General features: G+C 70.1%; 10 protein-coding genes. 7 read left to right on the top strand and 3 right to left on the bottom strand.

The window, feature by feature from the left end; genetic code table 11:
- Positions 1 to 193: 193 nt before the first annotated feature.
- From ABZ719_RS09225 to ABZ719_RS09215, 3 genes are all read left to right on the top strand, one after another.
- A complete protein-coding gene (locus ABZ719_RS09225; RefSeq protein WP_366724574.1) occupies positions 194 to 5470 on the top strand; it encodes a DEAD/DEAH box helicase in 5277 nt (1758 codons plus the stop codon).
- Between the two features lie 123 nt (positions 5471 to 5593).
- Entirely contained in the window at positions 5594 to 8599 is a 3006-nt protein-coding gene (locus ABZ719_RS09220; RefSeq protein ID WP_366724573.1) for a helicase-related protein, read from the top strand.
- Positions 8596 to 12753 carry a DNA methyltransferase gene (locus ABZ719_RS09215; protein ID WP_366724572.1) on the top strand — a complete coding sequence of 1386 codons (4158 nt, stop codon included), beginning with the start codon at positions 8596 to 8598 and terminating at the stop codon, positions 12751 to 12753. The genes ABZ719_RS09220 and ABZ719_RS09215 overlap by 4 nt, the downstream gene beginning before the upstream one ends.
- A 24-nt stretch (positions 12754 to 12777) precedes the next feature.
- Here ABZ719_RS09215 and ABZ719_RS09210 read toward each other — a convergent pair whose 3' ends face one another.
- A complete protein-coding gene (locus ABZ719_RS09210) occupies positions 12778 to 12978 on the bottom strand; it encodes a DUF397 domain-containing protein (protein WP_366724571.1) in 201 nt (66 codons plus the stop codon).
- On the bottom strand, positions 12975 to 13847 hold the full coding sequence (locus tag ABZ719_RS09205; RefSeq protein ID WP_366724598.1) for a helix-turn-helix transcriptional regulator: 873 nt from the start codon (positions 13845 to 13847) through the stop codon (positions 12975 to 12977). Before ABZ719_RS09205 ends, ABZ719_RS09210 begins: the two co-directional genes overlap by 4 nt.
- 163 nt (positions 13848 to 14010) lie before the next feature.
- On the opposite strand from ABZ719_RS09205, the gene ABZ719_RS09200 reads away from it, so the two are divergent.
- The 3 genes from ABZ719_RS09200 to ABZ719_RS09190 all read left to right on the top strand — a co-directional run bounded on the left by ABZ719_RS09200 (position 14011) and on the right by ABZ719_RS09190 (position 16247).
- Positions 14011 to 14517, top strand: coding sequence for an ATP-binding protein (locus ABZ719_RS09200; RefSeq protein WP_366724570.1), 507 nt, complete (start codon positions 14011 to 14013; stop codon positions 14515 to 14517).
- A gap of 63 nt (positions 14518 to 14580) precedes the next feature.
- On the top strand, positions 14581 to 15642 hold the full coding sequence (locus ABZ719_RS09195) for an AAA family ATPase (RefSeq protein ID WP_366724569.1): 1062 nt from the start codon (positions 14581 to 14583) through the stop codon (positions 15640 to 15642).
- Complete coding sequence (locus ABZ719_RS09190; protein ID WP_366724568.1) at positions 15639 to 16247, top strand: hypothetical protein; 609 nt, start codon at positions 15639 to 15641, stop codon at positions 16245 to 16247. Before ABZ719_RS09195 ends, ABZ719_RS09190 begins: the two co-directional genes overlap by 4 nt.
- On the opposite strand, the gene ABZ719_RS09185 is transcribed toward ABZ719_RS09190, so the two are convergent.
- Positions 16211 to 16873, bottom strand: a complete 663-nt coding sequence (locus ABZ719_RS09185; RefSeq protein WP_366724567.1) for a hypothetical protein — start codon at positions 16871 to 16873, stop codon at positions 16211 to 16213. The genes ABZ719_RS09190 and ABZ719_RS09185 overlap by 37 nt on opposite strands.
- A gap of 121 nt (positions 16874 to 16994) precedes the next feature.
- On the opposite strand from ABZ719_RS09185, the gene ABZ719_RS09180 reads away from it, so the two are divergent.
- On the top strand, positions 16995 to 19139 hold the full coding sequence (locus ABZ719_RS09180) for a UvrD-helicase domain-containing protein (RefSeq protein WP_366724566.1): 2145 nt from the start codon (positions 16995 to 16997) through the stop codon (positions 19137 to 19139).
- Positions 19140 to 19147: the final 8 nt, after the last annotated feature.

The following is a 19147-nucleotide window of genomic DNA, read 5'->3' as shown; positions in this document are numbered from 1 at the left end:
GGCACCCTGCCCCGGGCGGCCGTCCGAGGAGAGTGTGGCATGAAGGCGCTTGCGGTGCATCGACCGAAGATGGCGTACGCGTTGACTCTGTTCACAGGTCGCTGATCTAATGGGGGCAAGGAAGGGCGGTACCACGCGTACCTCCACCCTCTAAGGTGACGTGTGGATCGCGTCGGGAACAAGTGAGGATCACGTGGACGTCTTCGGGGTGCACCGCCGACTCATCCAGGACTACAAGGAGTACACGTCCGGATCGGTGGTGATCGACGATCCGCGCATCGGCGAGAAAGTCTCCAAATCCCTTGCCGACGGCGACCAGTGGCCCGATCCCTGGCTCTCGCTGAACCCGAGTTTCGAGCGCGGCGGCACCGTTGATTACCTCGCCGACGAACTGGGCCTCCTGCACCCCGAGTGCAAGCGCATCTTCCGTGTCGGCAAGGACAAGCCGGACGCGACTGTCCGCCCCATCACCTTCCACCTCCACCAGTACGACGCCATCGAGGCCGCCGCCTCCCGACAGTCCTACGTCCTCACCACCGGCACCGGATCCGGCAAGAGTCTCGGCTACATCGTGCCCATCGTCGACCGGGTACTTCGGGAGAAGGACGCCGGAGCACCCCCCGGCATCAAGGCGATCATCGTCTACCCGATGAACGCCCTGGCCAACAGTCAGATGGGCGAGCTGAAGAAGTTCCTCACCGCCGGCTACCGCGAAGGCGAGGAGCCGGTCACGTACGCCCGTTACACCGGCCAGGAGAAGCAGGCCGACAAGGATGCGGTGCTCGACAATCCTCCGGACATCCTGCTCACCAACTACGTGATGCTGGAGCTGATGCTCACCCGGCCCGAGGAGCGCAAGCGCCTCATCGGCCGGGCCAAGGGCCTGCGTTTCCTCGTCCTCGACGAGTTGCACACCTACCGTGGCCGGCAGGGCGCCGACGTCGCCGTGCTGGTGCGGCGCGTGCGTGAGGCATGCGAGTCTCCCGACCTGCAGTGCGTCGGCACGTCCGCCACCATGGCCACCGACGGCACTCCGGCCGCCCGCCGCCGTGCCGTCGCCGATGTCGCCTCCACGCTGTTCGACACGGAGATCCTCCCGGAGCGGGTGGTGGGCGAGACCCTGGTCCGGGCGACCGGTGACGCCGCTCCCACCTCCGCCGAACTCGCCGCCCGGGTAAGGGAGAACGACCCGCCGCAGGAGTACGAGGCGCTCGCCGCCGACCCGCTGGCCCGCTGGATCGAGACCACGTTCGGGCTTACCAAGGTCACCGACGAGGACGGTACGGAACTGTTGGTCCGTGCCGATCCCGTCACCGTGGAACTCGCCGCGCGCGCCCTGCGTGAAAAGGCCTTCGACATCCCGAAGGAGGCGCCCGACGACGAGCCGTACACCGCCTGCATGAACGCCATCCGCGCCACCCTGCAGGCCGGTTCGCAGGCCCGTGACCCGGAGACCGACCGGCCCCTGTTCGCCTTCCGGCTGCACCAGTTCCTCTCTAAGGGCGGCTCGGCGTACGTCTCCCTGGAGCCGGCCGAGAGCCGCTACATCACCCGCACCTACCAGCAGCGGGTGCCCGGGCAGCCGGAGAAGCTGCTCCTCCCGCTCTCCTTCTGCCGCGAATGCGGCCAGGAGTACCTGACCGTGGCCCGGGACCAGCGCGACGACGGCACGGTGGCCTTCCGCACCCGTGAAGACGAGGACGACGACCAGGGATACCTCTACATCTCCGCCACCAACCCCTGGCCGGAGCATCTGGGCGACGCCGTCGAGCAGCGCCGGTTCCCCGACAGCTGGCTCACCTTCGACCCGAAGAAGGCGACGACCGTCCTCACCGCGAGCCGCAGGAAGCGCGCGCCCCAGCCGGTGTGGGTGCGGCCCGACGGCGAAACCGTGGACAAGGACCACAAGGACGGCCTGTACGCGGCCTATCTGCCCGCCCCGTTCCTGTTCTGCCTGGAGTGCGGGGTCAGCTACGAGGAGGTGCGGGAGCGCGACTTCGCCAAGCTGATGACGCTCGACCAGGAGGGCCGCTCCACGGCCACGTCCGTCGTCAGCGCCTCCATCGTGCGCCACCTCAAGGGCCTCCCCGAGAAGGAACTCGGCAAGGACGCACGCAAGTTGCTCACTTTCGTCGACAACCGGCAGGACGCCAGCCTGCAGTCCGGGCACTTCAACGACTTCGTGATGGTCACCCAGCTGCGCGGTGCGCTGTACCGCGCGATGCTGGAGGCGGGCAGGAAGGGGCTGCGCTGGAAGCGGCTCGGCGAGGAGGTCGTGGAGGCCATGGGGCTGGCCCCGCACGAGTACGCCAACAACCCCACCGAGGTGACGGTGCTCGCCGAGGAGACCAAGGACGCGTTGGCTCAGATCGCCGAGTACCGGCTCTTCCTGGACCTGGAGCGCGGCTGGCGGGTCACCATGCCCAACCTGGAGCAGACCGGTCTGCTCGGCCTGGAGTACGCCGGCCTCGACGAGATCGCCGAGGACGAGGAGCGCTGGCAGCGGGCCGCGGGCCCGCTGCGCACCGCCACCCCCGCCACTCGCCTCGACCTCGCCCGGGTCCTCATGGACGAACTGCGCCGCCAGCGGGCCGTCGACACGCCGTACTTCACCGAGGCCAAGTTCAACGAGCTGCGCAAGGAGTCGGCGAAGCTCAACGACGCCTGGGGGATCGCCGACACGGAGGCGGCTCCCCCCGCGCCGACCGTCGCCCTGCCGCGTGCGGGGCGGCCGGGTCGCAGCCGCAGCGAGAAGAACCTCACCGGCAGGGGCGCCTTCGGCCGCTTCGTGCGCAAGCAGGGGACCTTCCCCGACTGGCGGCACGACCTCTCCCTCACCGACGCCCAGGACGTCATCACCGACCTGCTCGACGTCCTCGCCGACGGCGGTGTCCTCACCCGCGTCACCCAGGGCCGGAACGAGGACCCCGGTTACCGGATCAACCACACCGTGATCCGCTGGCACGCCCGCGACGACGACCACGGCACGGTGGACCGGCTGCGCCGCACCTACCGCACCGGGCGGGGGCCCCGCGTCAACGCCTTCTTCAAGGGGCTCTACAAGGACGTCGCCGGCACCTTCGCCGGCCTGCACGCGGCCGAGCACACCGCCCAGGTCCACCCCGACATCCGCGAAGAGCGGGAACGCCTGTTCAGCAAGGGTGCCCCGCTGCCCCTGCTGTACTGCTCGCCGACGATGGAACTGGGCGTCGACATCGCCAGCCTCAACTCGGTCAACCTGCGCAACGTACCGCCGACCCCCGCCAACTACGCCCAGCGTTCGGGCCGTGCCGGCCGCTCCGGTCAGCCCGCGCTGGTCACCACGTACTGCGCCACCGGCAACAGCCACGACCAGTACTACTTCACCCGCTCCGACCAGATGGTCGCCGGCACCGTCGCCCCGCCGCGCCTGGACCTGGCCAACGAGGACCTGCTCGCCTCGCACGTGCACGCCATCTGGCTCGCCGAGACGGGACTGGAACTGGGCCGCTCCATGACGAAGATCATCGACGCGGACGGCAAGACCCCCTCCCTGGCCCTGCTGCCCGAGGTGCGCGAGCAGATCGCCAACAAGAGGGCGCAAGCCCGGGCCCTGGCCCGTGCCCGTACCGTCCTCGCCGGCTGCGCCGACACACTGCGGGACACCTCGTGGTGGCACGAGCAGTGGCTGGAGGACACCGTCGGCAGCGCTCCGGGCTCCTTCGACCGGGCCTGCGGCCGCTGGCGCACCCTCTATCAGAAGGCGCTGGAGGAGCGGGAGCTCCAGCACGACAACATCCGCAACCGTACGGCGACCGGTCGCTCCCAGCAGCAGGCCGTACGCCGCCGCGCCCAGGCGGAGAACCAGATAGCGCTCCTGGAGAATCGCCAGGGCGGCGAGCGCACGGTGCTGTCCGACTTCTACCCGTACCGCTACTTCGCCTCCGAGGGCTTCCTGCCCGGCTACTCCTTCCCCCGGCTGCCGCTGGCCGCGTACATCCCCGGCACCGGCCGCACCAGCCGCGGCTACGACGGCGACTACCTCCAGCGGTCCCGGTTCATCGCGATCCGCGAGTTCGGCCCCGGGGCGCTGATCTACCACGAGGGCAGCCGCTTCAAGGTGAACCGGGTCCAGTTGCCGCCGGACACCTCCGGCGAGCTGACCACCGACAGCGCCAAGGTGTGCCAGAGCTGCGGCTACCTGTCGCCGGAGGACCAGCGCGAGGACACCTGCCCCGGCTGCCAGGGCACGCTCGGTGACGCCCGCACCGGCCTGCTGCAGCTGCACACGGTCTTCACCCAGCGCCGCGACCGGATCTCCTCGGACGAGGAGGAGCGCCAGCGCACCGGCTACGCAGTGGAGATCTCCTACCGTTTCAAGAAGCACGAGGACGGTCGGGACGGCTCCCTGCGGGCCGAGGCCAAGTCCGCGGCCGGCACGCTCCTCGCGCACCTCGCCTACGGCGACAGCGCCACGGTCCGGCTCACCAACCTCGGCTACCGCCGCTCGGTCGCCAAGGGCGAGATCGGCTTCTGGATCGACCCGGTCACGGGGGAGTGGCTGGCCGGCTCCACGGGCGCCAAGGGCACCGGCACGGCCGGCCGGGAGACCCCGGAGGAACAGGAGGGCCTGGCCGACGCGGACAAGGCGCTGCGCAAGGTCCCCGTCATCCCCTACGTCCAGGACACCCGCAACATCCTCGTGCTCCAGCTCGCGGCCCCCGTCGACCGGGACACCGCGATCACCCTCCAGTACGCGCTGGAGCGGGGCATCGAGGCCGAGTTCCAGCTGGAGGACTCCGAGCTGGACACCTGGGAGCTGCCGCCGCACGACGGCCCCCGTGAGCGGCTGCTGTTCATCGAGAGCGCGGAGGGCGGCGCGGGCGTCCTGCGCCGGCTGCAGGCCGAGCCCGACGCGCTGGCCCGCGCGGCCCGCCGGGCCCTGGAGATCGCGCACTACGACCAGGAGGGCCGCGACCGGGGCGCCGAGAAGTCCAACGGCGACCCGTGCGAGAAGGGCTGCTACCACTGCCTGCTCTCCTTCGGCAACCAGCGCCACCACCGGGCGATCGACCGCCGTCTGGTCCGCGACCTGCTGATGGAGCTCAAGGACGGTGCGGTCGGCGGTGGTCACGTCGGCCGCACCCGCGACGAGCACGCCGAAGCGCTCATCGAGGGCGCCGACTCCTCCCTGGAGGAGCGGTTCATCGCCTACCTCCGGGCCCACGGCCACCATCTGCCGCAGCGCCAGCAGCTGAAGGTGAGCGAGGCCCTGTCCAAGCCGGACTTCGTCTACGACACCGGCTACGGCCCGATCGCCGTGTTCGTCGACGGCCCGCACCACGACCACGCCGAGACCGCCCTGCGTGACGAGGAGGCCGCCGAGCGCCTGAAGGAGATCGGCTGGGAGGTCATCCGCATCCGGTACGACGACGACTGGGCCAAGGCCGTCGCCGAGTACCCTTCGGTGTTCGGCGAGGCACGCCGCTGACCTGCGGCGGATCTCACCACCCTCCGTGCACGGGGACGGCGCGTCACGCACCGTCCCCGTGCGACCCGCACCCGCCCGCCGGCCCGACCGCAGTCCCGCCCGCCCCGACCCCGGAAGGCACCCATGACCACCGCCGCCCAGCCGACCCAGCAGCAGTACGCGGTCGGCTCCCTCGTCCATGCCCGGGGCCGTGAGTGGGTCGTGCTGCCGGATTCCACGCCGGAGCTCCTCGTCCTGCGCCCGCTCGGCGGCGCCGACGACGACGTCGCGGGCATCCTGCCCGCACTGGAGCAGGTGGTCCCCGCCACCTTCGCCCCGCCCGCCCCCTCCGACCTGGGCGACCAGCAGGCCGCCGGGCTGCTGCGCACCGCCCTGCGCATCGGCTTCCGCTCCGGCGCCGGCCCCTTCCGCTCGCTCGCCTCGGTCTCCGTGGACCCCCGCCCGTACCAGCTGGTGCCGCTACTGATGGCGCTCCGCCAGGACACCGTCCGGTTGCTGATCGCCGACGACGTCGGCATCGGCAAGACGGTGGAGGCCGGACTGATCGCCGCCGAGCTGCTGGCCCAGGGCGACGCCCGCGGCCTGGTCGTGCTGTGCTCGCCGGCCCTGGCCGAGCAGTGGCGGGCCGAGCTGTACGGCAAGTTCGGCGTGGACGCCCGTCTCGTGCTGCCGTCCACGATCGGCCGGCTGCTGCGCGAGACGCCGTACGGCCAGTCGGTGTTCCGCCCCGACGGCGCCTACGTCGTCTCCACCGACTTCATCAAGTCCCCCCGCCACCGTGAGGACTTCCTGAAGAACTGCCCCGACCTGGTGATCGTCGACGAGGCGCACTCCTGCGTCGCCGACACCGCGATCGGCGCCTCCGCGCGCACCTCCCAGCAGCGGTACTCCCTGCTGCGCGCCCTCGCCGACCGGGCGGACCGCCACCTCCTGCTGGTCACGGCCACCCCGCACAGCGGCAAGGAGGAACCCTTCCGCCGTCTGCTCGGCCTGCTCGACGACCGCCTCGCCACGGTGAGCTTCGACACGGAGGCGGGCCGCCGGCTCCTCGCGGAGTACTTCGTGCAGCGCCGCCGCGCCGACATCCGCGACGACTTCGGCGACGGCGCGCACTTCCCCTCCTCCCGGGACACCGCCGAGTCCCCGTACACCCTGCACCGCGACTACAAGAAGCTCCTCGACGAGGTACTGGCGTACGCCCGCGAGACCGTCCGCGCGGCCGACGGCGCCCTCCAGCAGCGCCAGCGCTGGTGGTCCACCCTCGCCCTGCTGCGCACCCTGTCCTCCTCCCCGGCCGCCGCCGTGCAGTCCCTGAACACCCGGGCCGGCGTCGAGGAGGCCGACTCCCCGGAGGAGGCCGACCGCACCGGCGAGCGCACCGTCTCCGACCCGGCCGACAGCGAGGGTGCCGAGTCCGCCGACGCGGTCCCCGGCACCCGGCTGCCCGCCGCCGCGGAGACGTCCGACGGCCCCGATGAGATTCCCGAGCACGACGCCTCCGAGCACGAGGACACCGCGGAGGACGACGAGGAGAAGGCCCGCCTGATCGCCATGGCCGAGGCGGCCAGGAAACTGGAAGGGCCCACCCGAGACACCAAGCTCAAGAAGCTCATCGCCACCGTCACCGACCTCCTCGACGACGGCTACCGCCCCATCGTCTTCTGCCGCTACATCGCGACTGCCGACTACGTCGCCAAGCACCTCGCCAAGGCCCTCAACAAGAAGGGCACCGAGCACCCGGTCGCCATCGCCTCCGTCACCGGCGAACTCTCGCCCGACCAGCGCGTCACCCGCATCGCCGAGCTGACCGGCGCCGACGAGGACGGCAACCCGCCGGCCGAGCGCCGCGTCCTGGTCGCCACCGACTGCCTCTCCGAGGGCGTCAACCTCCAGGAGTCCTTCGACGCCGTCGTCCACTACGACCTCGCCTGGAACCCCACCCGGCACGAGCAGCGCGAGGGCCGCGTCGACCGCTTCGGCCAGCGCACCGACGTCGTCAAGGCGCTCACCCTGTACGGCGCCGACAACCCCGTCGACGGCATCGTCCTGAACGTCCTGCTGCGCAAGCACGAGCGGATCCGCCGTGTCACCGGCGTCTCCGTGCCGGTGCCGCAGGAGTCCGAGAGCGCCATGCAGGCCGTCTTCGAGGGCCTGATCCTGCGCGGTGAGAAGACGGCCTACGAACAGGAGGGCCTGTTCCCGCAGGAGGAGGCGGCGGCCGCCGAGCAGCTGGAGATCGCCTGGCAGTCCTCCGCCGAGCGCGAGAAGCGCAACCGCTCCCGCTACGCCCAGCACCGCATCAAGAAGGACGAGGTGGCCGCCGAGGTCGCCGAGGTCCGTGCCGCGCTCGGCACGGGTGAGGAGGTGCGCGACTTCACCCGCCGCGCCCTGACCGCGCTGCGCGGCATGCCCGCTCCGACGAAGCAGGGCGGCTTCACCGTCCACACCGACGCCCTCCCGCTCGGCCTGCGCGACGCCGTCTCCGCCGCGCTCGGCCCCCGCCACCCGTGTCCGGTCGTCTTCCACGACGCCCCGAGCGCCCCGCGCGGCGAGGCCGCCCTCACCCGCACCGACCCGGTGGTCGCTGCCACCGCCCGCTTCGTCCTGGACGCGGCCCTCGACGACGCCGACAAGATCCCGCAGTGGCAGCGCCCCGCCCGCCGCTGCGGCGTCGTCCGCACCAAGGCGGTCGACCGCCGCACCACGCTCCTGCTCGTCCGCCACCGCTTCCGGCTGCACCTGCCCACCCGCGACGGCTCCGTGCGCGAGCAGCTCGCCGAGGACGCCCGCGTGGTCGCCTTCCGCGGCAGCGCCACCGCGCCCCAGTGGCTGCCGGAGGACGAGGCACTCGCGCTCCTGGACGCCCGCGCCGCGCAGAACACCGACCCGACGTTCGCCGCCGGGCGCATCAGCGAGATCCTGGCGGCCCTGCACACGGTCCTCATGCCCGAACTGCGCGTCCACTCCGCCGACCTGGGCAAGAAGCTGGAGGCCTCGCACCACCGGGTCCGAACCGCCTCCCGGGCCCGTCTGGCGGGCCTGAAGGTCGTCCCGCAGGGCGACCCGGACGTCCTCGGCGTCTACCACTACCTCCCGGCCCCGACGATCCCCCAGGGAGCGGACGCATGAGCCTCGCCAGGACCCTCGTCACCGACACCGTCGCCACGGTCGGCGGTCTGCTCCCGTACGACCTCCTGGTACGGATCAAGGAGGGCAAGGAGCAGACCGGCTCCAAGCCCGCCGACTACCGCCTGTACGCCAAGGGCGACTCCGTGCGCGACGCCGCCGAACGCTCCTGGGGCTACCTGCGCGGCGTGTGGACCTCCTACCAGGACGCGCTGGTCCGCGACGGCGCCGACGCCGACCCCGGCGTGCACGCGGTCGGCCTGACCACCGAACGCTGGCTGCTGCCCCTCTTCGAACAGCTCGGTTTCGGCGCCCTCGCCCCCGTGCCCGCGCCCGGTCTGCGGTCCCGCGACGGCGAGAAGGACTTCGACGTCAGCCACCAGTGGGCGCACGTCCCCGTGCACCTCACCGGCTGGAACGTCCCCCTGGACCACCGCACCCCGGAACTGGCCAAGCAGATCCCGCAGTCGATGGTCCAGGAGTACCTCAACCGCTCCGCGGACTCCACCCTGTGGGGCGTGCTCTCCAACGGCCGCCAGCTGCGCCTGCTGCGCGAGTCGGCCTCCCTCACCGGCGCCGCCTTCATCGAGTTCGACCTCCAGGCGATCTTCGAGGGCAACCGCTCCGACGACTTCGTGCTGTTGTGGCGGCTGCTGCACCGCACTCGCTTCGAGCCCCGCGCCAAGGGCGAGCCGGCCGCGACCTGCCCGCTGGAGAAGTGGCGCACCGAGGCCATCGACAGCGGCACCCGCGCCCTGAAGGAACTCCGCAAGGGAGTGGAGAAGGCCCTCGTCGCCATCGGCAACGGCCTCATCACCCACCCCGACAACGCGGCCCTGCGCGACGCCCTGCGCAGCCGCGACAAGAACGTCCGCGACCACCTCCACCCGGCGCTGCTCCGCCTCGCCTACCGCCTGCTGTTCCTCTTCGTCACCGAGGACCGCGACCTGCTGCTGCACCCCGAGGCGACGGCCACCGCCCGCGGTACCTACGAGAAGTACTTCTCCACGGCCCGCCTGCGCCGCCTCGCCCGCCGCGTCGGCACCCTCCACGGCGACCAGTGGCACGCCCTGACCCTGGTCATCAAGGGCCTCGGCACCCCCGGCGGCCGCCCCGAGCTGGGCCTGCCCGCCCTCGGCGGCCTCTTCGAGCCGACGGAGACGGACGAGATCCTGGACGGGCTCAGCCTGTCCAACCAGGCCCTGTACGAGGCCGTACGCGCCCTGTCCGTCGTCCACGACGCCAAGCTGGGCCGCCCCCGCAAGGTCGACTACCGCCACCTGGGCGCGGACGAACTCGGCTCGGTCTACGAGTCCCTGCTGGAGCTGGAGCCGCGCCTGGACGAGGGCGACACCTACGTCCTCGCCAAACTCGACGGGAACGACCGCAAGACCTCCGGCTCCTACTACACCCCGTCCCCGCTCATCGACTGCCTCCTCGACTCCGCGCTCGACCCGGTGATCGACCGGGCGGTCCGCTCCGGTACGACACCCAAGGAGCGCGAGGACGCCCTGCTCGCCCTCACGGTCTGCGACCCCGCCTGCGGCTCCGGCCACTTCCTCGTCGCCGCCGCCCGCCGTATCGCCCGCCGCCTCGCCGAGATCCGCAAAGACGACCCCGAGCCCAGCGCCGAGGACGTACGGCACGCCCTGCGCGACGTCGTCTCGCGCTGCGTCTACGGCGTCGACCTCAACCGCATGGCCGTCGAACTGGCCAAGGTCTCCCTGTGGATCGAGGCGATGGAGCCGGGCCGGCCCCTCACCTTCCTCGACGCCCACATCAAGCACGGCAACGGCCTGCTCGGCACGACCCCGAAGCTGCTGGCCGGCGGCCTGCCGGACGATGCGTTCAAGCTGCTGGAGGGTGACGACCGCAAGCACGTCACCGACCTGAAGAAGCGGAACGCGTCGGAGCGCGCGGCGTGGCGGGCGGCCCTGCGGCGCGGGGTGAGCCAGGAGGAGCTGTTCGCCGGGGAGCCGTTCGTCCTGGGCTCCAACGCCGAGTTCGGCGAGAAGGTCTCCCTGATCACCGGCGCGGACTCGGAGGACCTGGAGGACGTCCAGGGCCAGGCCCGCGAGTACCGCGCACTGACCACGTCCCCCGACTACGTCCGCGCCCTGGAGCTCGCGGACGCGTGGTGTGCGGCGTTCGTCTGGAAGAAGACGCCGACCGCCACGCCGCCCGCCCTCACCACCAAGTCGCTGCTCGCGCTCCACTCGGAGGACGGCGGCGTGAGCCTGCCGGACGGCACGCTGGAGGAACTGGAGCGGCTGCGGGAGGAGTACCACTTCTTCCACTGGCACCTGGAGTTCCCCGAGGTGTTCCGGGTCCCTGCGGACCCGGACGCGCCGGGCGTGGACGAACGCACCGGGTGGCAGGGCGGGTTCAGCTGTGTGCTGGGGAATCCGCCGTGGGAGACTCTTGAGTTCAAGACGGAGGAGTACTTCGCCACCGTTGCTCCGGAGATTGCCAAGGCCCCGAATCAGGCGGCACGGCAGGCTTTGATCGACAAGCTGGCGGAGAGCGAGGAGGAGACGGACCGGGAGCTGCACGCTCAGTACGTCGCCGACAAGCGGCAGTCCGACGGCTTCTCCCATCTCGCGCGCTGGTCCGGCCGCTTCCCGCTGGCGGCGCGCGGCAAGCTGAACACGTACCCGCTGTTCGCGGAGGCGGCCTCATGGGGGATCGCGCCGAAGGGACGGTTCGGGCTTGTCCTGCAGACCGGTATCGCCACGGATGCGACGACCGCGCCGTTCTTCTCCGATCTGGTGCGCTCGCAGCGGCTGGTGTCCTTCCTGGACTTTAAGAATGAGGCGTTCGTACTGAGCCGGGACGTGGACCATCGTGTGCGTTTTTGCCTGCTCACGGTTACGGGCCCGGAGGAGCTGGTTGAGGAAGCGTCTTTCGCGTTTGGCACCTGGTACATGGAGGACCTTCCGGAGCGCCGTTTCGCTATGCCCCTGGATGAGATCTTGCTGGTCAACCCGAATACTGGGAACCTTCCGATCTTCGAGTCCCGGCGTGACGCGGAGATCACCTTCGGCATTTACAGCCGCGTGCCGGTTCTCCTGAAGGAGCCAGACGAGTGGGGCAGGGGCGGCAGTAACCCCTGGGGGCTGACCTTCCGTCAAGGCCTGTTCAACATGGCCACCGACTCCAAGCTCTTCCGGGGCAAGGAGGAACTGGAGGCGGAGGGCTGGCGGCTCGCCGGTAACGTGTTCGTCCGCCTTGAGGCTGAGGACAAGCGGCGGTACCTCCCGCTGTACGAGGCGAAGATGCTCCACCACTTCGACCACCGCCTGGGCACCTACGAGGGCCAGACCCAGGCCCAGGCCAACATGGGCACGCTGCCGCGTGTGACGCCGGAACAGCACGACGACCCCGACTTCGCGCCGCTGCCCCGGTACTGGGTGCCGGAGTTCGACGTGGACTCGGGAAAGCGGGACAAGAAGGGCAACCGGATCATGTGGCCGGGGGTTGCTACGCGGCTGGCGGACCGGGAGTGGTGGCACGGGTGGTTGATGGGGTGGCGGGACGTGGCCCGCTCCACTGACACCCGCACGATGATTGGCACGCCTCTCCCCGCCTACGGCGTTGGCCACAAGTTCCCGCTGATGTTCGTTGAGGCGGATGCCGCAGCACTTACCGGGATGCTGGCGACGTACGCCTTCGACTATGTCGCACGGCAGAAGGTTGCTGGCACGTCCATGACCTACGGGTACCTCATGCAGTTCCCGGTGCCGTTGCCTGACACAGAGCTGCCGTTCAACGGTTCGAAGGCAGGTCGGTTGGCGGACTGGATCGCGCCTCGTGTGCTGGAGCTCTCCTACACATCGCGTGACATGGCATCCTTCGCCAAGGACCACGGGGACGACGGTGCACCATTCCGATGGAATGACGAGCGTCGCGAACTCCTTCGCGCAGAGTTGGACGCGGCCCTGTTCCACGTCTACGGGCTCAGCCGCGCGGACGTGGACTACGTGATGGACACGTTCCCCACGGTCAGGAAGCGGGAGGAGGCTCTTTGCGGCGCCTACCGCACCAAGGACCTCATCCTCGACGTCTACGACCGCATGGCGCAGGCCCGGGCAGCCGGCGGCGAGTACCGGACCGTACTGGACCCGCCGCCGGGGGAGGGGCCGCGCCACGAGGCCTGAGTGGCGTGACCTCGGGCGGGCCGGTCAGGTCCGGTCCCGCCCGAGGTCCGCGACGAATCCGGCCCATGCGCTCCGCGCGAACGCGAGCTGAGGACCACCGCGTTCCTTGGAGTCGCGTACGTGTATGACGGTCGCGTCGGCGGCGATCTCGACGCATTCGCCGCCCTCGTCGCCGCTGTAGCTGCTCTTGAACCACTTGAGCTGTGCGGGCTGTTCGATGTTCATAGGTCTCCCAGCATCTTCTCGATCAGGCGCAGGGACTCGCGTGGGGTGAGCGCCTGTCCTCGGATGCTGCCATGTTTTGCGGCCAGGACACGCACCTCTTCCTGGTCAGTGATGAGGCGGCTGATGTGCTGGACCTCCAGGTAGGCCACCTGTGGCTTGCCCTTTGGGGTCAGCAGCGTGAACGGCCCGCCCATGCCAGCATGTTCCTCACTCGCAGTCGGCATGACCTGGATCTCCACGTGACGCAAACATCCTGTCCGTAGCAGATGCTCCAGCTGTCCGCGCTGTACGTCCGGCCCGCCGAAGGGCTGTCGCAGGATGCTTTCCTGGATGATGGCGGTCACCGTCGGCGGCGGCCACCGTGTCATCAGCTCCTGCCGATCCATCCTCGCGGCTACGCGCTGCTCGATGGTCTCTTCATCGAAGAACGGCTGTCGGCTGGCGAAGACGGCACGGGCGTAGTCCGGGGTCTGGAACAAGCCGGGCACCGCCTGGTTGGCGAAATAGCGTAGCTCAACCGCCTCAGCCTCCAACCGCGCATAGTCCCGGAACCACTCCGGATGCCGCACCCTCCGCCGCGTCTTCGCCCGCTCCACATCCTCCGCCGCGGAAGCCAGCAGGCCCCCGCACTCCAGCAACCGGTCCACCGCCACCAGCAGCTCCGGCTGGGGCGTCCGCCGTGCCCGCTCGACCGAGGAGATCGTCTCCTCCCCGTACCCGAGCCGGTCGCCCAGTTCCTTCTGGCTCAGACCGGCCCGCTCCCGGGCCACCTTGATCTGCCGGCCGAGCGCCCGGAACAGGTCCGCGACCTCGTCCATGCCGTCCGCCTCGCCGCTCGTGGGGACCTCCGCACCCGGCTGTGCTGCCATGCCGTACCACCACCCTGTTTCCTTGTACCGAGGACGAACCGGCGACAGCACGGCCATGTCACGGCCGTACGCCCGTACACCGCACCGTCCGCACCGGGACAGTCACCCCGCGTACTGTCCGGAGTGCTCCACACAGTAGGACGGCTCGGTCACCCTCGGTGAGGTGAACCAGGAAACCGTCACCGCACCCGGTGAACCGATCGTCGTCACAGGCCACTTCCGCACCCTGTTCCCCACCACGGCACGCGGCGCGCACACCGCGCGCCATGCCGCCGAGCGCTGGCTCTCCGAACAGCCGGGATGGCCGCAGACCGACGACGACAGCACGGCCGCGGCGTCCCTCCTCATCGCCGAACTGACCGCGAACGCGGCCCGGCACGGCCGGGTGCGGGGAAGAGACGCGCGCCTCGCCCTCGTCCTGAGTCCCACCACCCTCCGTATCGAGGTCACCGACGCCCGGGGCGACCATCTGCCTGTGCCGGCGAAAGCCGACGCGGACGGCGAGTCCGGGCGGGGCCTGCTCCTCGTCGCCTCACTCGCCGACGCCTGGGGCTGCGAGCCACACCATCCCGGCGGGAAGACGGTCTGGGCCGAACATCACCGGCGTGAATGCGCGACCGGGGGGCGCGCGAATTCAACCGCGCACCCACAGGGGGACGTTGGCCATTGACGGTGCATGTGAACGACCTTCACGCTTGATGGGTGAACGTGAAAGCCGTTCACGGGAGGTGTCATGCAGGGCACGTCCAGGTCGGACGACGAGCTCGTCGGACTGTTCGAAGTGGCGGAAATGGCCGGTGTCAGCCGGACGGTCGTCGCGAATTGGCGCAACCGCGACAAGCGATTCCCGGCCCCCCTTGCGGAACTCCGCAGCGGACCTGTCTTCAGGGCGGGTCGGATTCGCCACTATCTCAAGCGAAGGAAGAAGTACATGGCGTATGTCATCTCCACCATCAATCTGAAGGGTGGCGTCGGGAAGACCACCACCACGGCCGGTCTCGCGGAGTTCCTCTCCGCCGAGTTCGGCAAGCGGGTCCTGGTGATCGACCTCGACCCGCAGACGAACCTGACGACGGTCCTCATCGGGGAGAAGAAGTGGGAGAACCTCAACGACAACGGGTACACGCTGGCCACCTTGTTCAAGGACGGCCTTCGGCCCGAGGGTGAGGCTCCGGAGTTCGACCTAGGGAAGACGCTGCAGCGCAACGTCTCGCCGGTGGAGGCGGTCAGGAGGGTGGATCTCCTGCCGTCCTCGCTGGACCTCATCGACGTCCAGGACCGCCTGGCCTCCATGTCGTCCGGTCGTTTCTACTCCAACAATCCGACCGACCTTCTGCGTAAGGCGGTGTGGAAGATCATCGACGATTATGACTACGTTCTTGTCGACTGCCCGCCCAACCTCGGAATCGTCACCTTGAACGGTCTGCGCATCTCCGACGGATACATCATCCCCACGATCCCGGACGTCCTTTCGACCTACGGTATTCCTCAGATCCAGCGGCACGTACGGGCTTTCGCCGACGACAACGCGCATCCGATCGCCGAAATCGGCATCGTTGTGACGAAGTACCGGGCGGCCTCGGCGGTCCACCGGAACACGATCCTTCGACTCGAAGCCGATGACAAACTCCCCGAGGTGCTGCCGACCTATATCCCCGAGAGGGACAACATCGCGGGTTCCGCAGAGTTCGTCGATCGCAGCACGCTGCGACAGAAGTACGGCTACCAGGGGGAGTACAAGGCCTTCCGCTCCATGACGAAGGAGTTCATCGAGCTGGTCGAGGAGAAGGCGTGACCGAGCAGAGCGAAACTCGGCCCGACGACAACAGCCCCCTGTACGCCCAGGCGCGGGAGGCCGAAGAAGTCCTGATCAAGCTCGGTGCGTCCGATCCGGAGCTCGCGGCGACCCTTGCGCGCGTCCTCGGTGTGGTGGCGTCCGAAGCCGCACGCACGCCACGCTTCGCCCGGGCGCTGGGCAAGGCCCTCGCCCCTCCCGAGCCGCAGACCACACCCCGCCCGGCCGAACGCCCGAGGCGGAGTCGGCGAGCTCCGGGAGTGATCGAGCCGTTCACGGTGTTCGCCGAGTCCGGCGAGGCGGGGCTCCGTTCGTGCCTGGGCGAACTCGACCTCGAACAACTGCGGGACATCATCTCGGAACACGGAATGGACCACGACCGGCTGGCGATGAAGTGGAAGGACCCCCAACGCGTCATCGAACGCATCGTGGATCGCGTCGAATCGCGGACCGCTAAGGGAGCCGCCTTCCGGGGACGGCCGGAGCAGTCCACGACGCCGCACGGCGAGGCCGGCGATCCGAAGGCCGAGGATCCGCCTGCGCGAAGTGAAGGCGGCGAAGCCTCCCCTCAAGCCTCGTCAAGGCACGCACACCACAAGGCGTAGGCGCGGTCCATCTCGTCCAGCGCCGCCCGGGTGAACCGGGTGTCGGTGAAGGAGCGGTCGACGACCTTCTCCGCGAGGGAGACGAGGTGGGCGGCGACGCGCTCCACGCGCTCCCGGCGGACCCGGTCCTGGACTCGCTCGAGCCGCTCCTGGCGCTCCCACAGGTCGGCGAGGCTGCTGCCGGGTTCCTCCTCGTCGTCGTAGACCGAGGGAACCCGGGGCAGAAGGTCGGAGGTGAGGGCGGGGACGGGATCGAGGGACTCGGGCTCGTCCCCGTCGTCGTTGCCGAGGATGCGGTTGGCGACCGTGCGCACCGCTTCGGACCGCTCGACGCGCGCCGCCTGGGCGCGCAGAGCGCTGAGCAGGACGGGAATCTCCGTCCGCGACCGCCGGCTCAGGCCGTCTTTCAGCGCCGCCCCGATCTGCTCACCGAGGTCGGAGACCTCGTCCAGAACGGTGTTCGCCCGCCCGACCTCCTCGAACGCGCGCTGAACCGTGCGAGCGGCCTCGAAAAGGAGGTTGACGTCCTCGGGGCTCGGTACGAAGCCGGGCCGGAGTCGTGCCATCACTTCGTCCAGCGGGTCACCGGGCGGACCGAAGAAATCGGCCGACGACTCCAGAGCCATGCTCTACTCCCGTACTCAAGGCGCCCACGCGATGTGCGGCATCATGCGCGACGATCATCATGCCTTTCGTAAACTCAGTCAACAGCAGTACCGTGGGTCGACGCCGACAAGGGTGGGGAGCATGCCGCAGATCGCGATCACCAACACGTTCTGGGAGGGCGTCGACCGGCTGGACCGGCCGGCCCGCGCCCGCGTCCACAAGGCGATGGCCAAGTTCCAGCAGCTGACGGTCGCGCAGCTGCACGCGGACAAGGGGCTGCACCTGGAGTCGGTGGTCAGCTCCCGCGATCCCCGGATGCGCACGATACGCGTCGACGACGGACTGCGGATCGTGCTGCTCGCGCCCGACGACGGCAGCGACCTCTTCGTCTTTGTGCACGTCGTCAGCCACGACAAGGCCTATTCCTGGGCCAAGCGGCGGCTCTACACGGTCAACAGCGTCACCCGCTGCCTGGAGGTGCGCGACCTGACCGCGATGGAGCAGATCACCCCGCTCTTCGCGCAGGAGGCCGCCGCCGCTCCCCGACTCCTGTTCACCCCCTGGTCGGACACCGTGCTGCGGCACCTCGGCATCGACGACGTCACGCTGCGCGCCGCCCGCACCGTCACCAGCAAGGCGCAGTTGGAGGCGTTCGGTTCGCTGATGCCGGAGGACCAGTTCGAGGCGCTGTGGCTGCTCGCCGACGGCCTCGACCCGAACGACATCTACCGCGAGCTGGTCGCCGTGCGGCAGAAGGAGCCCGAGGCCGCGGACGACACTGCCGGAGAGTACCTGGCCGCCGCCGTCACCCGCACCAGGAGCCGGATCGCGCTCGTCACCGGAGCCGACGAGCTCGCCGACATCCTGGCCAAGCCCTTCGCGGCCTGGCGGATCTTCCTCCACCCCACCCAGCGGCGCATCGCCTACCGGCCCGCCTACGCCGGCCCGGCTCAGATCACCGGCGGACCGGGCACCGGCAAGACGGTCGTCGCCCTGCACCGCGTCAAGCACCTGCTGGACCGGGCCCCGGACACGCGGATCCTCCTCACCACCTACACCAATGCCCTGGCCCGCTCCCTGCACAGCAGTCTCGCGCTGCTGCTCGACCACGACGAGGAACTGCTCGCCCGCGTCGACGTCACCACCGTAGACGCCGTCGCCCACCGCACCGTACGGCAGTTGCGGGGCAACCCCGGCGGCGCGCTCGGCGACAAGGACGAGCGGACCCGCTGGCAGCGTCTGCTCCGCCGTCTCGACCTGCCCTGGAACGAGGCGTTCCTGTCGCAGGAGTACCGGCATGTGGTCCTCGCCCAGGACCTGCGCAGTGAGGAGGAGTACCTCGCGTGCGAGCGACGCGGACGCGGCAGCGCGCTCGGGCGGGCCCAGCGGCGGCGGATCTGGCAGGCCGTCACCCTCTTCGAGGAGGAGCTGGCGCGCACCCGGTCGCACACCTGGCTCCAGCTCTGCGCCGAGGCGGCCCGATTGCTGCGGGACAAACCCGGCGCGGGACCGTCGTACAGCCACGTCGTCGTCGACGAGGCACAGGACCTGCACCCGGCGCAGTGGCGGCTGCTGCGCGCACTGGTCCCGGAAGGCCCCGACGACCTGTTCGTCACCGGCGACCCCCATCAGCGGATCTACGACGCCCGCGTCTCCCTGCGCTCCCTCGGCATCGCCGTCGCGGGCCGCAGCGGAAGACTCCGCGTCAACTACCGCTCCACCGAGGAGATCCTGCGCTGGTCCCGCTCCCTCCTCGACAGCGAACCCGTCGCCGACCTGACCGGCGACGGCCACGACACCCTCACCGGCTACCGCTCCCTGCTGCACGGCGCCCACCCGGTGTGCGAGGGACACGGGACGGAGAACGAGGAGGCCGACGCCGTCGTCCGGCAGGTGCGCAACTGGACGGACGCCGGAGTCGCCCCGTCGGACATCGCGGTCTGCGCCCGCTTCAACACCCTGACGGGCAGGCTCGCCGATCGGCTCACCGCGGCCGATATTCCCGTGGTTCGGGTGCGTGACGGCGAACCCGACAGCGCGGTCGGAGTGCGGGTGTCGACCCTGCACAGCATGAAGGGGCTGGAGTACCGGTGCGTCGCCGTCGCCGGGGCGACCGCGAGCGCCTTCCCGTTCCCTCCGGCCGTCACCCCCGCCGACGTGGACGGCCTCCAGAACGCCACCGACCTGGCAGCCGAACGCTGCCTGCTCTTCGTGGCCTGCACCCGGGCCAGGGAGGCGCTGTACGTGTCGTACAGCGGGCGAGGCAGCGAATTCCTGCCGGAGTGAGGTCGTGT

Source organism: Streptomyces sp. NPDC006743 (genome assembly GCF_040703815.1).
Classification (GTDB): Bacteria; Actinomycetota; Actinomycetes; order Streptomycetales; family Streptomycetaceae; genus Streptomyces.
The sequence above is the reverse complement of the archived record's forward strand: the minus strand, read 5'-3'. Positions and strand labels throughout refer to the sequence as shown.

Bases quoted from the DNA above. Each gene is read 5' to 3' on its own strand.
- ABZ719_RS09220 (WP_366724573.1), top strand. From the start codon at position 5,594: ATGACCACCGCCGCCCAGCCGACCCAGCAGCAGTACGCGGTCGGCTCC.
- ABZ719_RS09205 (WP_366724598.1), bottom strand. From the start codon at position 13,847: ATGGCAGCACAGCCGGGTGCGGAGGTCCCCACGAGCGGCGAGGCGGAC.
- ABZ719_RS09215 (WP_366724572.1), top strand. From the start codon at position 8,596: ATGAGCCTCGCCAGGACCCTCGTCACCGACACCGTCGCCACGGTCGGC.
- ABZ719_RS09180 (WP_366724566.1), top strand. From the start codon at position 16,995: ATGCCGCAGATCGCGATCACCAACACGTTCTGGGAGGGCGTCGACCGG.
- ABZ719_RS09185 (WP_366724567.1), bottom strand. From the start codon at position 16,873: ATGGCTCTGGAGTCGTCGGCCGATTTCTTCGGTCCGCCCGGTGACCCG.
- ABZ719_RS09210 (WP_366724571.1), bottom strand. From the start codon at position 12,978: ATGAACATCGAACAGCCCGCACAGCTCAAGTGGTTCAAGAGCAGCTAC.
- ABZ719_RS09195 (WP_366724569.1), top strand. From the start codon at position 14,581: ATGCAGGGCACGTCCAGGTCGGACGACGAGCTCGTCGGACTGTTCGAA.